Genomic DNA, 17,387 nt, shown 5'->3' on the forward strand with positions numbered 1-17,387 from the left:
CACGTCCATTCGCGGTGGATGATTTAGTTGGCACCCCAATATTTGACAAAGAGCCGATTTTTTATGTATCAATACCGTACTGTCAGTTATCTCCCTTTTCAGAGTTTTCATTCTGCTTCGGTTTGATATTGAGGAGTGTCTTGACGGCCTGCTGCTTTTCCGGCGGCAAGGCGTGGAGGGCCCGGATGACGAGACAGTCGTCTTCAGTGATGGGCGCACAGTAGTCGCAGTTACTGCGGGTGTCGTCGTTTCGTTGGCAGTACATGCCGGGGCGGCCGACAAGGACACAGATGGGAATTTGGAAAAAATCAGCCATTTTCAGCAATACTGAAATATCTGGTGAATAAAGACCTGTTTCCCAAGAGTAGACGGCCTGCTTTGACATACCGAAGAGGTCGCCGAAAGCCGTCTGGGTTAAGCCGTTTTTCTTGCGATAGTACTTAATTTCTTGTCCTAGAGTCATTCATATCCACTCTTTCTGTATACTATACAGTATGCTGTAATATACACTGTCATTATAAGATGTAGAACAAAATGTGTCAATGCTGGCAGATATGATAGATGACAAAAAAATTACAGAAATTATAGATATGAGAAAAAGGTTTGAATCAGACGGGTCAGGGCCTCCTGGTCGGCGGCGCCCATCAATTCGCGGCACGAATGCATGGCCGTAATGGGAATGCCGATGTCCATGGTCCGGATGGGGAGGTTGGCCGATAAGAGGGAACCCAAGGTCGAACCGCCGGGAAGGTCGGACCGGTTCATGAAGATCTGATAAGGGATGTCGGCTTTGCGGCACAGGCCTTTGACGACGGCTGCGGCTACGGCATCGCCGGCATAGGACTGGCTGTTAGCAATCTTAAGGGCGACGCCGTGTCCCATTTGGGGCTGGTTGGTGATGTCGCATTTTTCCGGCACGTTGGGGTGGATGGCGTGGGCTACGTCGACGGACAGCATGAAGCCCTTAGCGACGTCGGCCGAGAGTTCGTCGTCGGTCAGGCCGAATGCTCGGTAGATGCGGCGCAGGATGCCCGGCAGGACGACGGAATCGGCGCCCTGTTTCGTCTGGCTGCCCACTTCTTCGTTGTCAAAGAGGGCGACGACGGTTAAGCCGTCGGCATCGGCGGCATTCACTAAGGCCGTCAGCGAGGCCAGGACCGACGTCAGGTTGTCGAGGCGGGGCGACGAGACGAATTCGTCGTGCCAGCCGAGGCGGCAGCCCGGTTCCGTCGGATAGACCGTCAGTTCATAGGACAGGATCGCTTCGGGAAGGCAGCGGCAGGTTTCCGACAAGAAGTCGAGGAAGAAATGGTTTGTCACGTCTTTTCCGTCGAGGCCCAGGAGGGGCAGGAGGTCTTTTTGGGGATTGAGCTCGATGCCTTGATTGGCCTTGCGGTTCATGTGGATGGCCAGGCGAGGAATGGTCAGGACCGGTCTTTTGAGGTCGATGAGGTGCCGCTTGGGACGGAAGGGATCGCTCGTTTCCAAGGCGACGGCACCGGCCAGGGACAAGGGGCGGTCGAGCCACGATTCGCGGAGGAGACCGCCGTAGACTTCGGCGTTGACTTTGAGATAGCCCTTTTCGCGGATTTCCGGCCGCTGCTTGATGCGCAGGCAGGGAAAATCGGTGTGAGCGGCGCTGATGCGAAGGTGGCGGCGGATGTTTTGCCCCGTCCGGAAGGCGATGAGGCCCGATCCGTAGACCGGGACGTAGTAGGCAGCGTCGCTTTGAAGGTGCCACGGCGCCTCTTCCAAGGAAAGGGCCGTGAAGCCGGCTTCGTCGAGGAGAGCTCTCGACGCGCTCACCGTGTGGTACGGCGACGGGCTGTCGGCAATGAAGGTTAATAAGGTATCGATAGAGTCATGGGACATGACGGTCATCCTTTCTTACTGATAAATTTAGTGATTTCTGTTATTATATCATAGATGGAGGCGGCTATGTTTTTGGTTTCCGAAGCGCCTCATGGTATAATAAAGAAAATTATTTTTATGAAGGGGATCATATGGACTTACGCGTCATTTCTCGATTTTTAGGAAAAATAGCTTTGGCTGAGGGCGGCGTTATTTTTTTGCCCCTGGCTATGGCCCTCATCATGGGAGAATCGAGCTGGCCGGCCTTCGTCGGCAGTATCGTTCTCTGCGGCCTCATCGGCTGGGCCTGCCTGAACTACGGCCGGGTGCGGACGCAGAAACTGACCATGCGCGAAGGCATTGCCATTACCGGCATCGGCTGGATGCTGGCTACTTTTTTGGGCATGCTGCCATACTGTCTCGGCGGCTATCTGTCTTATTTTGACGGCCTCTTTGAGAGCGTCTCCGGCTTTACCGGGACCGGGGCGACGGTCATTACGGACCTCGAAATCCTGCCTCAAAGCCTGCTCTTTTGGCGCAGCATGACCCACTGGCTCGGCGGCCTGGGGATCATCGTCATCTTTATCGCCCTCTTGCCTGAAGCCGGCCAGTCGGCTGTCTTTTACATGTATAATGCCGAATCGACAGGCCCCACGAGGGAGCGCGTCCTGCCCAGGCTTCACGACATGACCAAGGTCCTCTTTCGCATCTACCTGGCTTTTACGGCCATCGCCTTTGTCATCTTCCTCATCTGCGGCATGGATTTTCTCGACGCGGCCAATCACGCCTTGTCGACGGTCTCGGCCGGCGGCTTTTCGACGTACAATTCCAGTGCGGCCCACTTTGAAAGCCCGGCTGTCGAAGGCTGGATGACCTTTTTCATGGTCCTCACCGGCGGCAACTACGCCTTGTATTACCGGGCCTGGCAGAAGGGCTGGGGCGTCCTCTGGGAGAATATGGAATTTCGGGTCTATCTCTTGATCGTCGCGACGGCAACGGTCCTCATCGGCCTCAACCTCATGAGCTCTTTCGGCGAAGGCGTTGCGACGGCCCTCCGTCACTCGTCTTTCCAGGCGGCATCCATTGCTACGACAGGCTTCGTCTCGGCTGACTTCGACCGCTGGCCGACTTTTTCCAAAGGTATTTTGCTGATGCTCATGATTTCCGGCGGCTGTGCCGGTTCGACGGCGGCAGGTCTTAAGGTGTCGCGCGTGGTCATCATGGCCCAGTATATTTGGCATGCGGCGAAAACGAAGCTTCATCCCAATCAGGTCCTGGGCATGACCATCAACGGCCACCGCATCGGCGACGATACGGTCGTCCGCGTGGCCCAGTTCTGTTTCCTCTACATCATGTTCATCGCCCTCTGGGCTCTCCTCCTTACCTTTGACGGCATCGACGTCTTCGACGCCATCGGCATCAGCGTCTCGACCATGGGCTGTATCGGCCCTGCTTTCGGCATCACCGGGGCCACCTCGACCTATGCCGAATTGTCCCTCTTTTCAAAGTCCATCCTCTGCCTGTCCATGCTCTTAGGGCGCCTTGAAATGTTCACCCTCCTGGTCATGCTCCAGAAGAACTTCTGGAAATCCAAGGGCAGCTGGTAAATGGGGGAATCTTAAGATTTTCTGAATAAAGGGTCGGCCCGTTAGAAAGTGATTAAACTTTTTCTTTCCTTCCTGATGATAAGGCAAACTGTAGATATACCTTAGGATAGGGAGGGAAGGCCCATGAAAAAAATCGTTCTGCTGGGAACCCTGGCGGTTCTGTTGGCCGTGAGCCAATTCAGTCAGGATATCTTTCCGGCTGTGGCCGAACCGGTGCCGGTCGTCGAAGAACCCTTGCCGGACAAGGCTTTTATCTACGTTACGGGAGCTGTGAACAAGCCCGGACTCTATGCCCTCGACGGGGGAAAGACCGTCGGCGAAGCCGTACAGACGGCAGGCGGCATGGCGGCCTATGCCGATACGGCCGGTGTGAACCTCGCCGATAAGGCAGCTGACGGTATGCATATCCACATCCCCTATGACTGGAACGGCGTCCCGCCGGCGCCGGGGGAAGAAGGGAAGGTCTCTTTAAACAGGGCCGACGAAGAAGCGCTTCGGACCCTGCCGGGCATCGGGCCGGCCATGGCCGAAAACATCCTGGCCTATCGCCGGGAGCACGGTGCCTTTAACAGCGTCGAAGAGCTCCAACAGGTCAAGGGAATCGGCCCGGCAAAATTCCAAAAATTAAAGGATAAGGTCGGCTTATGACGGCCCTTTCGATACGGCCAATCTGGCTCAGCCTGTCCCTGGCGGCAGCTTTCGGAGCGGGAATCGCCGCCGGCGACTGCCTTTCGCGGCCCCTTCTGTTTTGGGGGGCTCTTTTTCTGTTGGCCGCCGTCGGGGTCGTCCTCTGCGCCTTTTGGCGGCGAAAGGCCCTTATCGTTTTCCTGGCCCTGGCCTTTTTCTGCCTCGGCGGAGCCCGCCTTCAGATGGCGGCAGACTCGTACGATGCCTTGCCTCATCAGGCGGCCGGCGCCGATCTCATCCTGCAGGGGACGCTGGTTGAAAAAAGGGGCGTTTTTACAAACGACAAAGGGGCCATGGGGCGCTATGTCATGGATGTCGCGTCTTATGCCTATGTCGATGACGAGCGGTCCCATCCCGGAGCCGGCAGGGCCTATGTGACCGTCCCCGACGGCCCCGTCGTTGGGGAAACTTTGAAGGTTACCGGTCAGAGCCGGCCCTTGACGTATTACAAAAATGACGGCATGTACGACGCCCTCCACCGCGACCGGGAAAAGGGCGTTTGGCTGCGCCTCTTTGGAAAAGAAGGGGACGGCGTTCAGCCCATAGCCCCGCCGTCGGGGATGACGGCTTTTCTCCAAAGGCTGCGGGAGGCCTTGACCGGCCGCTACCAAGCCGTCCTGGGGAAGGACTATGCTCCCGTCTTGTCGAGTCTTCTCTTTGGCGGCCACTACGATGAACTGCCGCCGGGACTCCTCGAATCCTTCAGTACGACGGGCCTCATTCATATCCTCTCCGTCTCCGGGTCTCACGTGGCTCTCTTGCTGGCTGTACTCCAAGTGATCGGCCGAGCCGCCGGCCTTCGCGGGACAACCCTCTTTATCTTGTCGGCAGGCTTTCTCCTCCTTTACAGCGCCTTGGCTGATTTTACGTCGCCTGTCGTCCGGGCGTCCATCATGGGCTCCATCAGCGCCTTCAGCTTGACGGCTAAGCGGGACTATGGGGCAGGCCATGCCCTGGCCTTGGCCGTCATGGGGATGCTGCTCTACAGCCCGTATCTCTTTTTCGACTTGAGTTTTCGCCTGTCATGCAGCGCCTCGGCAGGCATCGTCTTATTCTATAAACGGATTTCGGAGGCCCTGTCTTTTTTGCCGGAATTTTTGAGAAACTGCCTGGCCGTCTCCTTAGCGGCCCAGGTCCTCGTCGTGCCCTTGCTCTTTTCGGCCTTCTTTTCCTTTCCCGTCTATTCGCTCTTGGCCAATGTCGTCGTAGCACCGGTCCTCGACCTGGTCATGGTCCTCGGCCTCGGCGCTTCCGTCCTGTCCCCGGTGTCAGGCTCCGGCGCCGACCTCATCCTCTATAGCCTGAAACCCTTCCTGGCCCTGGCCTTAAAGGGAAATGCCTTTATCGCCGCCCTGCCGGGAAGCCGATTGTGGGCCGGAAAACCATCCCTCTGGGCCTGGCTGGCCTGGTATCTTGCCGTGGCCTTTTTCTTTTGGCCGGCTCTTCGGAAAAAAATCGCCCTGCCTCTTTTTCTGGCCCTGGTCCTTACTTGGACTGCCCGGCCGACGGGGCCCGGTCTCCTAATTTTTGACGCCGGCCGCGATCAGGCGACGGCCATTATTTATGAAGATAGATCGGCCGATTTATGGTATAATAAATCGAGATTCTCCAATCCCGAACAGGCGGCGGTCGTCGTCATTCCGGCCCTTCGCGCCAACGGCATCTTCTGCCTTCGCCAGTGCGTCGTTGAAGGTGAAGACAGGGCCTATACGGAGAGCCTGTTTCGGGACGGGTTCACCTTCTTGTCCGGGCCGGGCAGGGGAGACATTCCTTATCGCGGCGTAAAGACCGTGCCGCCGTCTTTTTCCGACGAGCCGGTCCTTTGGGAGATCCGCGATTTGTCGGGCTGGGACGGAAATACCTTTCCCGCCTCGGCCATGGCGACCGTCGTCTATGAAGGACGCCGCGGCGACGGGGCCTTTGCCGAATGGGGAGAGGCGGCCGACAGTTTCGGCGTGGCCTCGTACCTTTTGTCTCGGGACGGACAACTGCGCCTCTTTCGCTATAAGGGTCAGTGGCGCGTCACTACATTTGTTGAGGAACATTCATGAACAACACCAAGAATATAATGATTATTTACGGATCCGAATCGTATCTCATGGAAGAAGGGCGCAGGCGTTTCTTCGATGCGGCCCGGAAGCGAGCCGGCGGCGATGCTGAAGTGCAGTCCTTTCAAAAGGATGCCGCCGCGGCGACGGTCGTCGAATCCTTCCAGGGGACGAGCCTTTTCAGCAGCGGGACGGTCACCGTCTGGTATGACTGTCCTTTTTTGCCGCTCAAACGAGGCGGACGGTCGCGGAGTAAATTGAACAAGGAAGAACAGTGGTTCCTCGACGAAGCGGGACGCCTCGACGGCGGCAACAGCCTCTTGTTTTACAGCAAGGGAAACATGGATACGGGCAGTGCCTTTTTTAAGGCCTTGAAACCCATGGCCGAAGTCGTCGCAGCCGACGCCGTGACGGAAAAGACGATCATGCCCTATGTGACGGCCTATCTGAAAGACCGGGGCAAGAGCCTCAGCCGCGAGGGCATCGCCTTTTTGCAGAGCCTCTTTCAGACCTGGGGCAGCATCTCTTTGCTCTACGTCTTTTCCGAGCTGGATAAATTGTGCATTACCCTGCCTGACGGGAAACAGCGCGTCGATACGGCCGATTTAGGGGGCCTCTTTGCCGGCACGATGGAAAAGAACCTCTTTACCTTCATGGATGCCTTCCTCAGCCGAAACGGAGAAAAGACCCTGCCTTTCGTCGAAGGCTTGTTCAGCCGACAGGATGCCTTTTTGAAGAACACCGGCTATATGCTGTCGCGCCTGCGCCTGCTCCTGGCCTATAAAGAACTGCTGCGGGCCCATGCCGGTCAGCGCCAGCGGGAACAGGTCCTCCAGGCCGTCAATAAGGGGCGAAGTGTGAAATATGTTTTATACCACTTGCAAAAAGTCGCATCTTATTGGACAATAGAAGAGTTAGAACGTTGTATTTGCAATATTTTTACCTTACAGCTCCATATCCGCTGCGGGAAGGCGTCGCCGGCCGATATGGGAGCCCTTATTTGTCTGTATTGTAGTGTGAAAAGGTAGGTTAGATCGTGACGGAAGCAGAAAAGGAACGAAAAGAGAGAATGAAGGAATACCGCCGCCGGTATCGGGAAAGACATGGGCTGCCGGCTCCGAAATCTCGTTCATGGAAAAAAATAGGCGGTGCTGTAGTTGCCCTTTGCATCTTGGGATTCGGCGGATTCTTTGCCGCCCAGACCCGGGCCGAACAGATGGTGACCCTCGACGGCCATTCCGTTCAGGATATGACCGATGAAGACATTGCCAATTATCTCGACATCCATGCTAAGGATATCGAAGGGCGCAAGATCCGCCTGGCAGCTGACGGCGTCGATACGACCTTGAGCCTCGATGAACTCGGAGCCAAACTCGACCGCCAGTACATCGACGATGAACTCCACCTCATCGGCCGGCAGGGCATGCCCTGGGAGCGCGTGGCCGATGTTGCCGGGACCTTGATGCATGGCAAGGACATCCCATTGGCCATTGCCGTCGATGAAGAAAAACTCGACAAGGCCTTAAACGACCTCCACGATAAGCATGACAAGGCGCCGGAAAATGCCTTTGCCTATGTCAAGGAAGACAATAAGACCGTCGCCGTCGAACCGGAAAAAGACCGCATCGTCATCAACACGGCCGGCCTCAAGGATTCCATTACCGACAGCCTGCATAAAGGCCAGACCGGGGACATCGACGTGCCCGTCGACAGCCGCGAACAGGCTGAGGTCAAGAGCGGCGATTTGAAGGATATCGATACGGTCCTGTCCTATTACACGACCCATTTCGACAATTCCAACCCCGACCGCAACACCAATATCAAATTGGCCCAAGAACGCCTGAATCATGCCTTCGTTGCCAGCCAGCAGGACTTTTCTTTCAATAAATACGTCGGCACGCGAACGGCAGATAAGGGCTATAAACAGGCCCCGTCTTACTTTGAAAACAGACTGGAACAATCGGTGGGCGGCGGCGTCTGCCAGGTCAGCACGACACTGTTCAACGCAGCCCTCAGGGCAGGCCTCTTCATCGCCAGCCGGGAACCGCACTTTGCCCCGGCAGCCTACGTACCGGTCGGCATGGATGCCACCGTTGCCGATGACGGCCTGGACTTTGCCTTTACCAATCCCTTCCAGCACCCCGTCGCCGTCTATACCGTCGTCGGGGCCAATACGGTGACGACCTATATCTTAGGCAACCACGCCGATACGAGCACAGTCACCTTTGAAACGACACATCTCCAGAATCTCCCTCATAAAGTCATCAAGAAGCATGATGACAGCGTCACCGACGATACCTTGAAGCAGTGGGGCTACGACGGTCACGACATCACCATCCGCCGGACCATTACCTACAGTGACGGTGACCGCCACATCGATCTCATTACGTCGCACTACGACCCCAACGATGCCATCGTCTTGACGCCGGATGCAGACAGTGAAGAAGTGGTCAGCACGGCTGATCTCCAGCCTCAGGATCCGCTCCTCAATGCGCCGCACGACATGATGGAATTCAACATCCCGGCAGCCCCTGCCGGCGATGACGAAGACGCTTACGATGAAGAGGACTATTCCGACGAAGAGTAGCCTTCCATCGGGCATGAAAGAAAGGATAATATATGAAAGTTTGGCATATTGTTCCCAAAAATGACATTTTGATTCCCATCGACGGCGGCCAGACCGTCACCGTCGCCTCCATTGCGGCTGACCTTGAACGGCACGCCTGGAAGGTCAAGACCGAGGCGTCCTATGCCCCGAGTGACATGGACCTCCTCCGCGACCGCGTCTGCCGGAAATTGGGCCTCGACGGCTCCGTTTCCATCGAACACCAGGTGACGTCCGTCTTTCACGGCGGCGACATGGCCTTGTCCGTGCCGGAAAACGATCCCCTGCGGCAGGTTGCCGACATCTCGACGGACGACCTTGAAGGCTACGGCATTCCCCACGAAGATTCGTACGAGTCCCTTTATGAAGTCGACAACGACTTATATGACGACGAAGACTACAAAAAGGCCTGCCAGTGCGCCTCTGTCTCGTCGTGCAATGTCACCAAAAGCGGCAAGGGAAGCGGCGGCACTAAGACCGGCGGCGACAGCCGGGTCTGGATGGGCCGGGCTTTCGGCGGTCAGGCCGTACCGATCAACGACGTCCTCGGCGAAGAGCAGAACGACGTCGTCCTTCAGGGCAAAATCGTCAAAGTCGAATTCCGGGAATTGAAATCCAAGCGTATTCTCCTGACCTTTCAGATGGCCGACAGCAGCAACGGCATTTCGGCTAAAAAATTCCTCGACGTCAGCAATCAGGGCGGCAGCGGCAAATTCCGCCGCAAGAATACGATGACGCCGGAAGAATATGACTGCCTCAAGAAAAAACTGCAGCCCGGCGCCTTCGTCCGCATCCACGGCAACATCCAGTACGACAACTATCAGAACGACTACGTCTTCATGGCCTATGACATGATGGAAGCTGCTGGCGGAACGGTCGAACGGGAAGATAATAATCCGACGCCCCGCGTCGAACTCCACCTGCATACGGTCATGAGCGACATGGATGCCTTGATCACGGTCAAACAGCTCATCAAGACCGTCAAAAAATGGCATCACCCGGCCATTGCCGTCACCGACCACGGCGTCGTCCAGTCCTTCCCGCTCCTGCAGGAAATCTCGACGGACAAGAGCAACGGCATCAAGGTCATCTACGGCATGGAAGGCTACCTCTTTGACGACAAGATCGACCAGTCGTACCATATCATCATCCTGGCCCAAAACCAGACCGGGATCCGCAACCTGTACAAACTGGTCAGCATCTCCCATCTGAAATACATCTACCGCGGCCGTCCCCGCATTCCCCGGGCCGTCCTGGACGAATACCGGGAAGGGCTCATCCTGGGCTCGGCCTGCGAAGCGGGCGAATTGGTCCGCTCCATGGTCCAGAAAAAACTGCCCTATGAAGAATTGAAGAAAATCGCCGATTACTACGATTACCTGGAAATCCAGCCCCTGACCAACAACGGCTTCCTGGTCCGCGAAGGCTATGTCGCCGACGAAGAAGGGCTGCGCGACATCAACCGGACGATCTTAAAAATCGGTGACGAATTGGGGAAATTGACCGTCGCCACCTGTGACGCTCACTTCATGAATCCCGAAGACAAGATCTACCGGGAAATCCTCATGACCGGCAAGGGTTTCAAAGATGCCGAATTCCAGCCCGACCTCTACCTGCGCACGACGGATGAAATGCTGGAAGAATTTTCCTACCTCGGCGAAGACCGGGCACGGGAAGTGGTCATTACCAATCCCAATAAGGTCAACGACATGATCGACGACTGCCGGCCCATTCCGAAGGAAACGCTGTACTTCCCGGAAATCTCCGGTTCGTCCGAAGCCTTGAAGAAGATGTGTTACGACAAGGCTCATGAAATCTACGGCACGCCATTGCCGAAGATCGTCGAAGACCGCCTTGAAGAAGAATTTACGTCCATCTTGGGCCACGGCTTCGGCGTCCTCTATTACATCGCCCATAAATTGGTTAAGCACTCCAACGACGACGGCTACCTCGTAGGTTCCCGTGGTTCTGTCGGCTCGTCCTTCGTGGCCACCATGTCCGGCATCACCGAAGTCAACCCGCTTCCTCCGCACTACGTCTGCCCCAAGTGCCATTGGAGCCATTTCTATACGAAAGGGGAGTACGGCGGCGGCTTCGACCTGCCCGACAAGACCTGCCCCGAATGCGGCGAGCAGCTCTTAAAGAACGGTCACAACATTCCTTTTGCCATCTTCCTCGGTTTCGACGGCGACAAGGTCCCCGATATCGACCTCAATTTCTCCGGCGAATACCATCCCAAGGCTCATAAATATACGGAAGAACTCTTCGGCAAGGACAACGTCTTCCGCGCCGGTACCATCGGTGCCGTAAAAGACAAGACGGCCTACGGCTACGTCATGAAATGGGCTGAAGCCAAGGGCATCAAAGTCAACGACGCCTACGTCAACAGCCTCGTTTCGGGCTGCGTTGGCATAAAAAATACGACGGGCCAGCATCCGGGCGGCGTCATGGTTATCCCCCGCGATATGGACGTCCATCACTTTACACCGGTCCAGTACCCGGCCAATAAGAAAGACAGCGGCATCATTACGACCCACTTCGATTACCACTCCATCGAAGGCCGACTGGTCAAGCTCGATATCCTCGGCCACGATGATCCGACGGTCATCCGCATGCTTGAAGACATGACCCATATCAAGGCGACGACCATTCCCTTCGACGATCCGGCGACGATGAGCCTGTTCAGCTCGACCAAGGCTCTCGGCGTGACGCCGGAAGAACTGGGCTCCAAAGTCGGAAGCCTGGGCATCCCTGAATTCGGCACCAACTTCGTCCGTCAGATGCTGGTCGATACCAAGCCCAAGACCTTCTCAGAACTGGTCCGAATTTCCGGTTTCTCCCACGGTACCGACGTCTGGCTGAACAACGCACAGGACCTCATCACGTCCGGCACGGTTCCCCTGAAGGAAGCCGTTTCGACCCGTGACGACATCATGAACTATCTCATCGAACACGGCATCAAGCCCAAGACCAGCTTCAAGGTCATGGAAAACGTCCGTAAGGGCAAAGGCATCGACAAGCCCAACAAACTCGGCCAGAAGACGACCGATTACGAAGGCGAATTGAAAGCCGGCCACATCCCGCAGTGGTTCATCGACTCGTGCCAAAAAATCGGCTACCTCTTCCCGAGAGCTCACGCCGTAGCCTACGTCATGATGGCCTTCCGCATCGCCTGGTATAAGATCAACCAGCCCCTGGCGTACTACTGCGCCTACTTCACCATCCGGGCCAAGGCCTTCAAACTGTCGGCCATGATCCACGGCCTCGAAGGCCAGGAACGGGCCATGAAGGAAATCGCCGCCAAGGGCAAGAGCGCGTCCAAGATCGAACAGGACCTCTATTCGGCCCTGGAACTGGCCAAGGAAATGAGCCTTCGCGGCTTCTCCTTCCTGAACGTCGACATCAACCGTTCCGATGCGACCAAATTCACCATCTGCGACGGCAAGATCCTGCCGCCCTTTACGGCCATCGACGGCCTGGGGGCCAGCGTTGCCGAACAGATCGTTGCCGAACGGGCCATCTCGCCCTTCAGTTCGAAAGCCGATCTCAAGATACGCGGCAAGGTTTCCCAGTCCCTCATCGACGCCATGAGCGAAGGCGGCTGCTTAGGCGACCTGCCGGAAGACGAACAAATCGATCTCTTCGCCATGTAAGCGGCAAAGGACAGAGCCTCTCCTGTTGGAGGGGCTTTTTCTCTCGACAGAATGTCATTATTGCCGTATAATAATTCTTGTATTTAGCCGACTAAAGGAACGGCCTCAGCAAGAAAAATCTGTCTCAGAAGGAGGGGATGTACCGTGGCAGTGAATGAAAAATTACGGGATCATCTGCACGACCAACTGTTTCGGGCGATATTGGAATTAAAAAACGTCGACGAATGTTATGAATTTTTCGAAGACATCTGCACGATTCAGGAAATGAAAGCCATTTCAGCGAGACTCGAAGTGGCCCGCATGCTCAAAGCCGGCGACATTTATGAGGACATCGTCCAAAAGACCGGTGCCAGTACGGCGACGATCAGCCGTATCAAGCGCTGCCTTGTTTACGGCAGCGGCGGATATGAAAAGATCCTCAGCCGCATGGCCGAGAAAGAACCAGATTTTTTGAAATTATCCAAGTAGGAGGACAGCCGATTTCATGAAGGCCAAGATTGACGTCACCATTTTCAAGAACGGTGATATGGATATACTGCAGGCTTCGATCTATGAAGAACTGTGGAAGGATTACTCTACATTTAAGCAACGGGCTGTCATGCAGGAAGAAAAGGAAACGAAGAAAGGCATCTTTTTATCCCGCCGGTACTATCGGGCGGCATTGTTGTCATTATTTACTTTTTTTGAAGGCGTCATCAACAACTGGGTGAAGACCATCATCCAGGAACGCTCGGAATTTTCGAGTGCTGCCGAAGAGCAGACCCTGAAAAAATGCGACGCCGTCATCGAATACTGCTTCTTCTGTTCTTATACCAAGCATACTGGCACCTTTACCTCGCTTTACGGCTACATCAACCGCTATGAACAGCACGATTTGGCCCTCATTGAACATATCGACGGACAGACCCTCGAAGCCATTGAACTGGCAATGGAAGAATATTTCTGTTACGTTGAAGCCCTGACCAGCCTCAAGCGTTTCCCCAAGCCCAACCAATCGACGACGGGCCTGGTCGGACGTATCGGCGGCATCGTCAAGGACTGCCACGGCTGATGAAAGGATTGTGGTATCAATGAGTGATAAGTATTATATCGGTTTTGACGCCGGAACACAGAGCGTCAAAGTAGCCGTTTACGACGACGAACAGCACTGCCTGGCCATGGATACGGCCAAGACCCATCTGGCATATCCTAAGCCCGGCTGGGTACAGATGGATGTCGATGAATATTATCGCCTCATCAAACAGTGCATGGCGTCGTGCAGCCGTCAGATGGAAGAAAAAGGCTGGGACGTCAGCAAAGTCCGGGCCATCATGGGCGACGGCATCATCTGTGGGATCGCCGGCATCGACGCCGACGGCAAGGCCGTAACGCCTTATGTCAACTACCTCGACAGCCGCACCCGCGACGACGTAGAAGCCCTGAAAGCGCAGAAGCTCGACATTTGGGGACGGGAAACGGGCAATGCCGAACCGAACATGATGTTCCCGGCCATGTTTGCCCGTTGGTTCATGAAGAACGTGCCGGCCTGGCAGGAAAAGGGCGTCAAGTTCGTCCACAACTGCCCCTACGTCTTGATGCATCTGGCCGGTCTTAAAGGCGACGACGCCTTCATCGACTGGGGCACCATGTCCGGCTGGGGCCTCGGTTACGACGTCGTCAAAAAAGAATGGTCTCAGGAACAACTGGACATCCTCGGAATTTCCCGGTCCTACATGCCGCGCATCGTAAAGCCCTGGGATATCATCGGCTATCTTTGCGAAGAAGACGCCATGGAAACGGGTTTCCCCGCAGGCATTCCCATCTGCGCCGGCGCCGGTGATACGATGGAATCCATGATGGGCAGCGGGATTTTGGAAGCGGGCAACGCCGTTGACGTCGCCGGGACCTGTGCCATGTTCTGCGCCGCAACGGATGGCATCCTGCCGGAACTGTCGGTCCCGGGGAGCAACCTGATCTTTAACTCCGGAACCCTGCCGGGAACGTATTTCTACTGGGGCATGGTCCGCACCGGAGGTCTGGCCCTGCGCTGGTTTAAAGACAGCATCGCCAGAGAAGAAGGGGACGACTATTACGCGACCCTCGACGAACTGGCCAAGCGCCATAAACCGGGCTGCGACGGCGCCATGTTCCTGCCCTACCTTACGGGCGGCGACAGCGCCTATCCCAACGTCCGCGGTACCTTTACGGGCCTGACCCTCGACTCCGACCAGGGCGCCATGTGGCGCTGCGTCCTCGAAGGCATCGGCTACGACTACATGGAAGTCACCGATCAGTACCGCGCAGCCGGCATCGCCTTGAAGCACCTGACCATCACCGAAGGCGGCAGCCGCGATGCCCTGTGGAATCAGATCAAGGCCGACATGCTCGATACGACCGTCGTTACCCTGAAAGTAGCCGGCGGAGCCGTACCGACCAACTGCATCGTCGCAGCCTACGCGGCTGGCGATATCAAAGACCTGAAAAAAGCCCTCCAGCGCCAGCTGGAAGTCAAGGCGACCTACGTTCCGCAGAAAGAAAACACCAAGATGTACCGCGCTTCCTACGAAAAACGAGGCGCTCTCTTAAAAGCCCTCAATGAGGGACAACAATAAAGCTCACTCCGTACCGCATCGGTTCACTCCGGTGCGGTGCTTTTTTTTGTCAGTCCCGAAAGAGCAGCCGTCTCCTTCACGCATAATTCCCGTTGGGTATGAAGAAGTATTCACTTTGTGAAAAAAGACGTAACTTTGATAACATACGTTCATAACGTAACGTATTTCCATGCCGTAATTGTATCGAAGAATGAAAATAAGTAACTTGACTTAAAACGGCTTGCATAAAATGCATGTAATAAATGTGAAAAAATGAAAAAAGTGCCGTTTTTTAGTGGATTTTTTTGGTGTGTGTGGTATACTATCAATGTAAGCAGTGAATCTTATTTATGAGGCGTGTGACTTTTTTTTAGACTACTCTAGTGAAAAAAATCACGCGACGAAGGAGGAGTTAAACATGAGTAAAGTAATGGTTATTGGCGCTGGTACGATGGGTTCCGGCATTGCACAGGTTTTCGCTACGCACGGCTGGGACGTTGTCTTGAACGATATTAAAGACGAATTTATCGCCGGCGGCCAGGCCAAGATCGACAAATCCCTGACCAAATTAGTCGCTAAAGAAAAAATGACTCAGGAAGAAAAAGATGCAACGATGGCTCGCATCTCCGGTTTCGTAACCCGTACACCTGAAAACATGAAAGATATCGACCTCGTCGTCGAAGCTGCTATCGAAGACTTGAAGATCAAATCGGCTATCTTCAAAGAACTCGACGAATTCTGCCCGGAACACACGATCCTCGCTTCCAACACCTCGTCCCTGGCTATCACCCAGATCGGCGCAGCTACGAAACGCCCGGACAAAGTTATCGGCATGCACTTCTTCAACCCGGCTCCGGTCATGAAGCTGCTCGAACTCATCAACGGCATCGCTACGTCTGAAGAAACCTACGCTAAGATCGAACAGTTGTCGAAAGACCTCGGCAAAACTCCGGTTAAAGTTAACGACTTCCCGGGCTTCGCCGGCAACCGTATCGTCATTCCGATGCTCAACGAAGCTATCCAGGCTTTGATGGAAGGCGTTGCTTCCAAAGAAGACATCGATAACGTCTGCAAACTCGGCTTCAACCATCCCATGGGACCTCTGGCTCTCTGCGACCTTATCGGTAACGACGTTGTTCTCCACGTTATGGAAGTTCTTTATGACGGCTTCGGCGATCCCAAATATCGTCCGTGCCCGCTGCTCAAGAAATACGTCCAGGCTGGTTACCTCGGCCGTAAGACTGGCAAAGGCTTCTACGATTACACGAAATAAGTTAGCATTCAGCTAATTGAATACGGGGCGTGACTATCACACCCCGTATTATTTTTAAAGAATTACAGGTCATAAAAGCGATGCGTCTCTCCAACTCACCGGGGGCGGTCCGGTGCTTTGGTTCCACCTTGGAAGGAGATCATCCTTTTCTATACTCATTCTATACTATTCTATATCAGTTGTTTTAGGAGGTTTATCTCATGGATTACCAGAACATTCTTTGTGCAGTAGAAAACGGTATTGCAACGATTACCATCAATCGTCCGAAAGCGCTGAACGCTTTGAACCTCGACACGGTTACGGAATTAAAAGACGCTATCGCAAAGATCTCCGTCGACAAAGACGTTAAAGTCGTCGTCATCACCGGTGCCGGTGAAAAATCCTTCGTTGCCGGCGCAGACATCAAAGAAATGGCTACCAAGACTCCGGCTGAAGGCCGCGAATGGGGCCAGTTCGGTCAGAACGTCTTCACGGAAATCGAAAACATGCCTCAGCCTGTTATCGCTGCTATCAACGGCTTCTGCCTCGGCGGCGGCTGCGAACTTTCCTGCGCTTGCGACATCCGCTATGCATCGGAAAACGCAAAATTCGGCCAGCCTGAAGTCGGTCTCGGCATTACCCCGGGCTTTGGCGGCACCCAGCGTCTGACCCGTGTTGTCGGCCGCGGCCAGGCTAAAGAACTCATCTACACCGGCGGCATGATCGGTGCTGAAGAAGCAAAAGCTATCGGTCTCGTAAACAAAGTCGTTCCTCAGGAAGAATTAATGCCGGCTGTCCTCAAATTGGCAGGCAAAATCGCGAAGAACGCTCCGGTCGCTGTACAGCTCTCCAAAGCTGCTATCAACCGCGGCATCAACTGCGACGTCGTAACCGGCATCGCTTACGAAGCTGAAGTCTTCGGCCTCTGCTTCTCCACGCACGACCAGAAAGAAGGCATGGCTGCTTTCGTTGAAAAACGTAAAGCTACCTTTGAAGGCAAATAATATCATCGTTTGACTCCGAATAAAAGGACGTCTCATGACTTGTCATGGGACGCCCTTTTTTTGGCGCCGAATAGGCATGATAAAACCCCCAGTTACACTGGGGGTAAGTA

13 protein-coding genes are annotated in these 17,387 nt (G+C 55.0%); 11 read left to right on the top strand and 2 right to left on the bottom strand.

The genetic code is table 11. The annotated features are described in order from the left end of the window. Nucleotides 1-82 precede the first annotated feature (82 nt). Nucleotides 83-463, bottom strand: a complete 381-nt coding sequence (locus QZQ46_RS10010) for a helix-turn-helix transcriptional regulator (protein ID WP_296829496.1) — start codon at nucleotides 461-463, stop codon at nucleotides 83-85. Nucleotides 464-582: 119 nt separating this feature from the next. Then, nucleotides 583-1,872 carry a M18 family aminopeptidase gene (locus QZQ46_RS10015; RefSeq protein ID WP_296829499.1) on the bottom strand — a complete coding sequence of 430 codons (1,290 nt, stop codon included), beginning with the start codon at nucleotides 1,870-1,872 and terminating at the stop codon, nucleotides 583-585. 131 nt (nucleotides 1,873-2,003) lie between these two features. Between QZQ46_RS10015 and QZQ46_RS10020 the strand changes: the two genes are divergently transcribed. The 11 genes from QZQ46_RS10020 (at nucleotide 2,004) to QZQ46_RS10070 (ending at nucleotide 17,277) form a co-directional block, all read left to right on the top strand. Beyond that, the gene (locus tag QZQ46_RS10020; RefSeq protein WP_296829501.1) at nucleotides 2,004-3,458 is read left to right on the top strand and encodes a TrkH family potassium uptake protein; all 1,455 of its coding nucleotides are present in this window, start codon (nucleotides 2,004-2,006) and stop codon (nucleotides 3,456-3,458) included. Between the two features lie 123 nt (nucleotides 3,459-3,581). Next, nucleotides 3,582-4,106, top strand: coding sequence for a helix-hairpin-helix domain-containing protein (locus tag QZQ46_RS10025; RefSeq protein WP_296829505.1), 525 nt, complete (start codon nucleotides 3,582-3,584; stop codon nucleotides 4,104-4,106). Further along, nucleotides 4,103-6,196: a ComEC/Rec2 family competence protein gene (locus QZQ46_RS10030; protein ID WP_296829508.1), complete on the top strand. Its 2,094-nt coding sequence runs from the start codon at nucleotides 4,103-4,105 to the stop codon at nucleotides 6,194-6,196. The genes QZQ46_RS10025 and QZQ46_RS10030 overlap by 4 nt, the downstream gene beginning before the upstream one ends. Next, nucleotides 6,193-7,221, top strand: coding sequence for a DNA polymerase III subunit delta (holA, locus tag QZQ46_RS10035; RefSeq protein WP_296829511.1), 1,029 nt, complete (start codon nucleotides 6,193-6,195; stop codon nucleotides 7,219-7,221). Before QZQ46_RS10030 ends, holA begins: the two co-directional genes overlap by 4 nt. An 8-nt stretch (nucleotides 7,222-7,229) precedes the next feature. Continuing rightward, the gene (locus QZQ46_RS10040; RefSeq protein WP_296829514.1) at nucleotides 7,230-8,780 is read left to right on the top strand and encodes a VanW family protein; all 1,551 of its coding nucleotides are present in this window, start codon (nucleotides 7,230-7,232) and stop codon (nucleotides 8,778-8,780) included. Between the two features lie 32 nt (nucleotides 8,781-8,812). Beyond that, the gene (locus QZQ46_RS10045) at nucleotides 8,813-12,451 is read left to right on the top strand and encodes a PolC-type DNA polymerase III (RefSeq protein WP_296829517.1); all 3,639 of its coding nucleotides are present in this window, start codon (nucleotides 8,813-8,815) and stop codon (nucleotides 12,449-12,451) included. A gap of 144 nt (nucleotides 12,452-12,595) precedes the next feature. Then, a complete protein-coding gene (locus tag QZQ46_RS10050) occupies nucleotides 12,596-12,919 on the top strand; it encodes a YerC/YecD family TrpR-related protein (RefSeq protein WP_287771209.1) in 324 nt (107 codons plus the stop codon). 16 nt (nucleotides 12,920-12,935) lie between these two features. Then, nucleotides 12,936-13,502, top strand: a complete 567-nt coding sequence (locus tag QZQ46_RS10055) for a hypothetical protein (RefSeq protein WP_296829524.1) — start codon at nucleotides 12,936-12,938, stop codon at nucleotides 13,500-13,502. Between the two features lie 19 nt (nucleotides 13,503-13,521). Beyond that, on the top strand, nucleotides 13,522-15,042 hold the full coding sequence (locus tag QZQ46_RS10060; RefSeq protein ID WP_296829527.1) for an FGGY-family carbohydrate kinase: 1,521 nt from the start codon (nucleotides 13,522-13,524) through the stop codon (nucleotides 15,040-15,042). A gap of 397 nt (nucleotides 15,043-15,439) precedes the next feature. Further along, nucleotides 15,440-16,294 carry a 3-hydroxybutyryl-CoA dehydrogenase gene (locus tag QZQ46_RS10065; RefSeq protein WP_296829530.1) on the top strand — a complete coding sequence of 285 codons (855 nt, stop codon included), beginning with the start codon at nucleotides 15,440-15,442 and terminating at the stop codon, nucleotides 16,292-16,294. Nucleotides 16,295-16,494: 200 nt separating this feature from the next. After that, nucleotides 16,495-17,277, top strand: coding sequence for a short-chain-enoyl-CoA hydratase (locus tag QZQ46_RS10070; RefSeq protein ID WP_296829533.1), 783 nt, complete (start codon nucleotides 16,495-16,497; stop codon nucleotides 17,275-17,277). Nucleotides 17,278-17,387 lie beyond the last annotated feature (110 nt).

Source organism: uncultured Megasphaera sp. (genome assembly GCF_900539295.1).
In the GTDB taxonomy this organism is placed as follows: Bacteria; Bacillota; Negativicutes; order Veillonellales; family Megasphaeraceae; genus Megasphaera.

Bases quoted from the DNA above. Each gene is read 5' to 3' on its own strand.
- QZQ46_RS10010 (WP_296829496.1), bottom strand. From the start codon at position 463: ATGACTCTAGGACAAGAAATTAAGTACTATCGCAAGAAAAACGGCTTA.
- QZQ46_RS10015 (WP_296829499.1), bottom strand. From the start codon at position 1,872: ATGTCCCATGACTCTATCGATACCTTATTAACCTTCATTGCCGACAGC.
- QZQ46_RS10020 (WP_296829501.1), top strand. From the start codon at position 2,004: ATGGACTTACGCGTCATTTCTCGATTTTTAGGAAAAATAGCTTTGGCT.
- QZQ46_RS10025 (WP_296829505.1), top strand. From the start codon at position 3,582: ATGAAAAAAATCGTTCTGCTGGGAACCCTGGCGGTTCTGTTGGCCGTG.
- QZQ46_RS10030 (WP_296829508.1), top strand. From the start codon at position 4,103: ATGACGGCCCTTTCGATACGGCCAATCTGGCTCAGCCTGTCCCTGGCG.
- holA (WP_296829511.1), top strand. From the start codon at position 6,193: ATGAACAACACCAAGAATATAATGATTATTTACGGATCCGAATCGTAT.
- QZQ46_RS10045 (WP_296829517.1), top strand. From the start codon at position 8,813: ATGAAAGTTTGGCATATTGTTCCCAAAAATGACATTTTGATTCCCATC.
- QZQ46_RS10055 (WP_296829524.1), top strand. From the start codon at position 12,936: ATGAAGGCCAAGATTGACGTCACCATTTTCAAGAACGGTGATATGGAT.
- QZQ46_RS10060 (WP_296829527.1), top strand. From the start codon at position 13,522: ATGAGTGATAAGTATTATATCGGTTTTGACGCCGGAACACAGAGCGTC.
- QZQ46_RS10065 (WP_296829530.1), top strand. From the start codon at position 15,440: ATGAGTAAAGTAATGGTTATTGGCGCTGGTACGATGGGTTCCGGCATT.
- QZQ46_RS10070 (WP_296829533.1), top strand. From the start codon at position 16,495: ATGGATTACCAGAACATTCTTTGTGCAGTAGAAAACGGTATTGCAACG.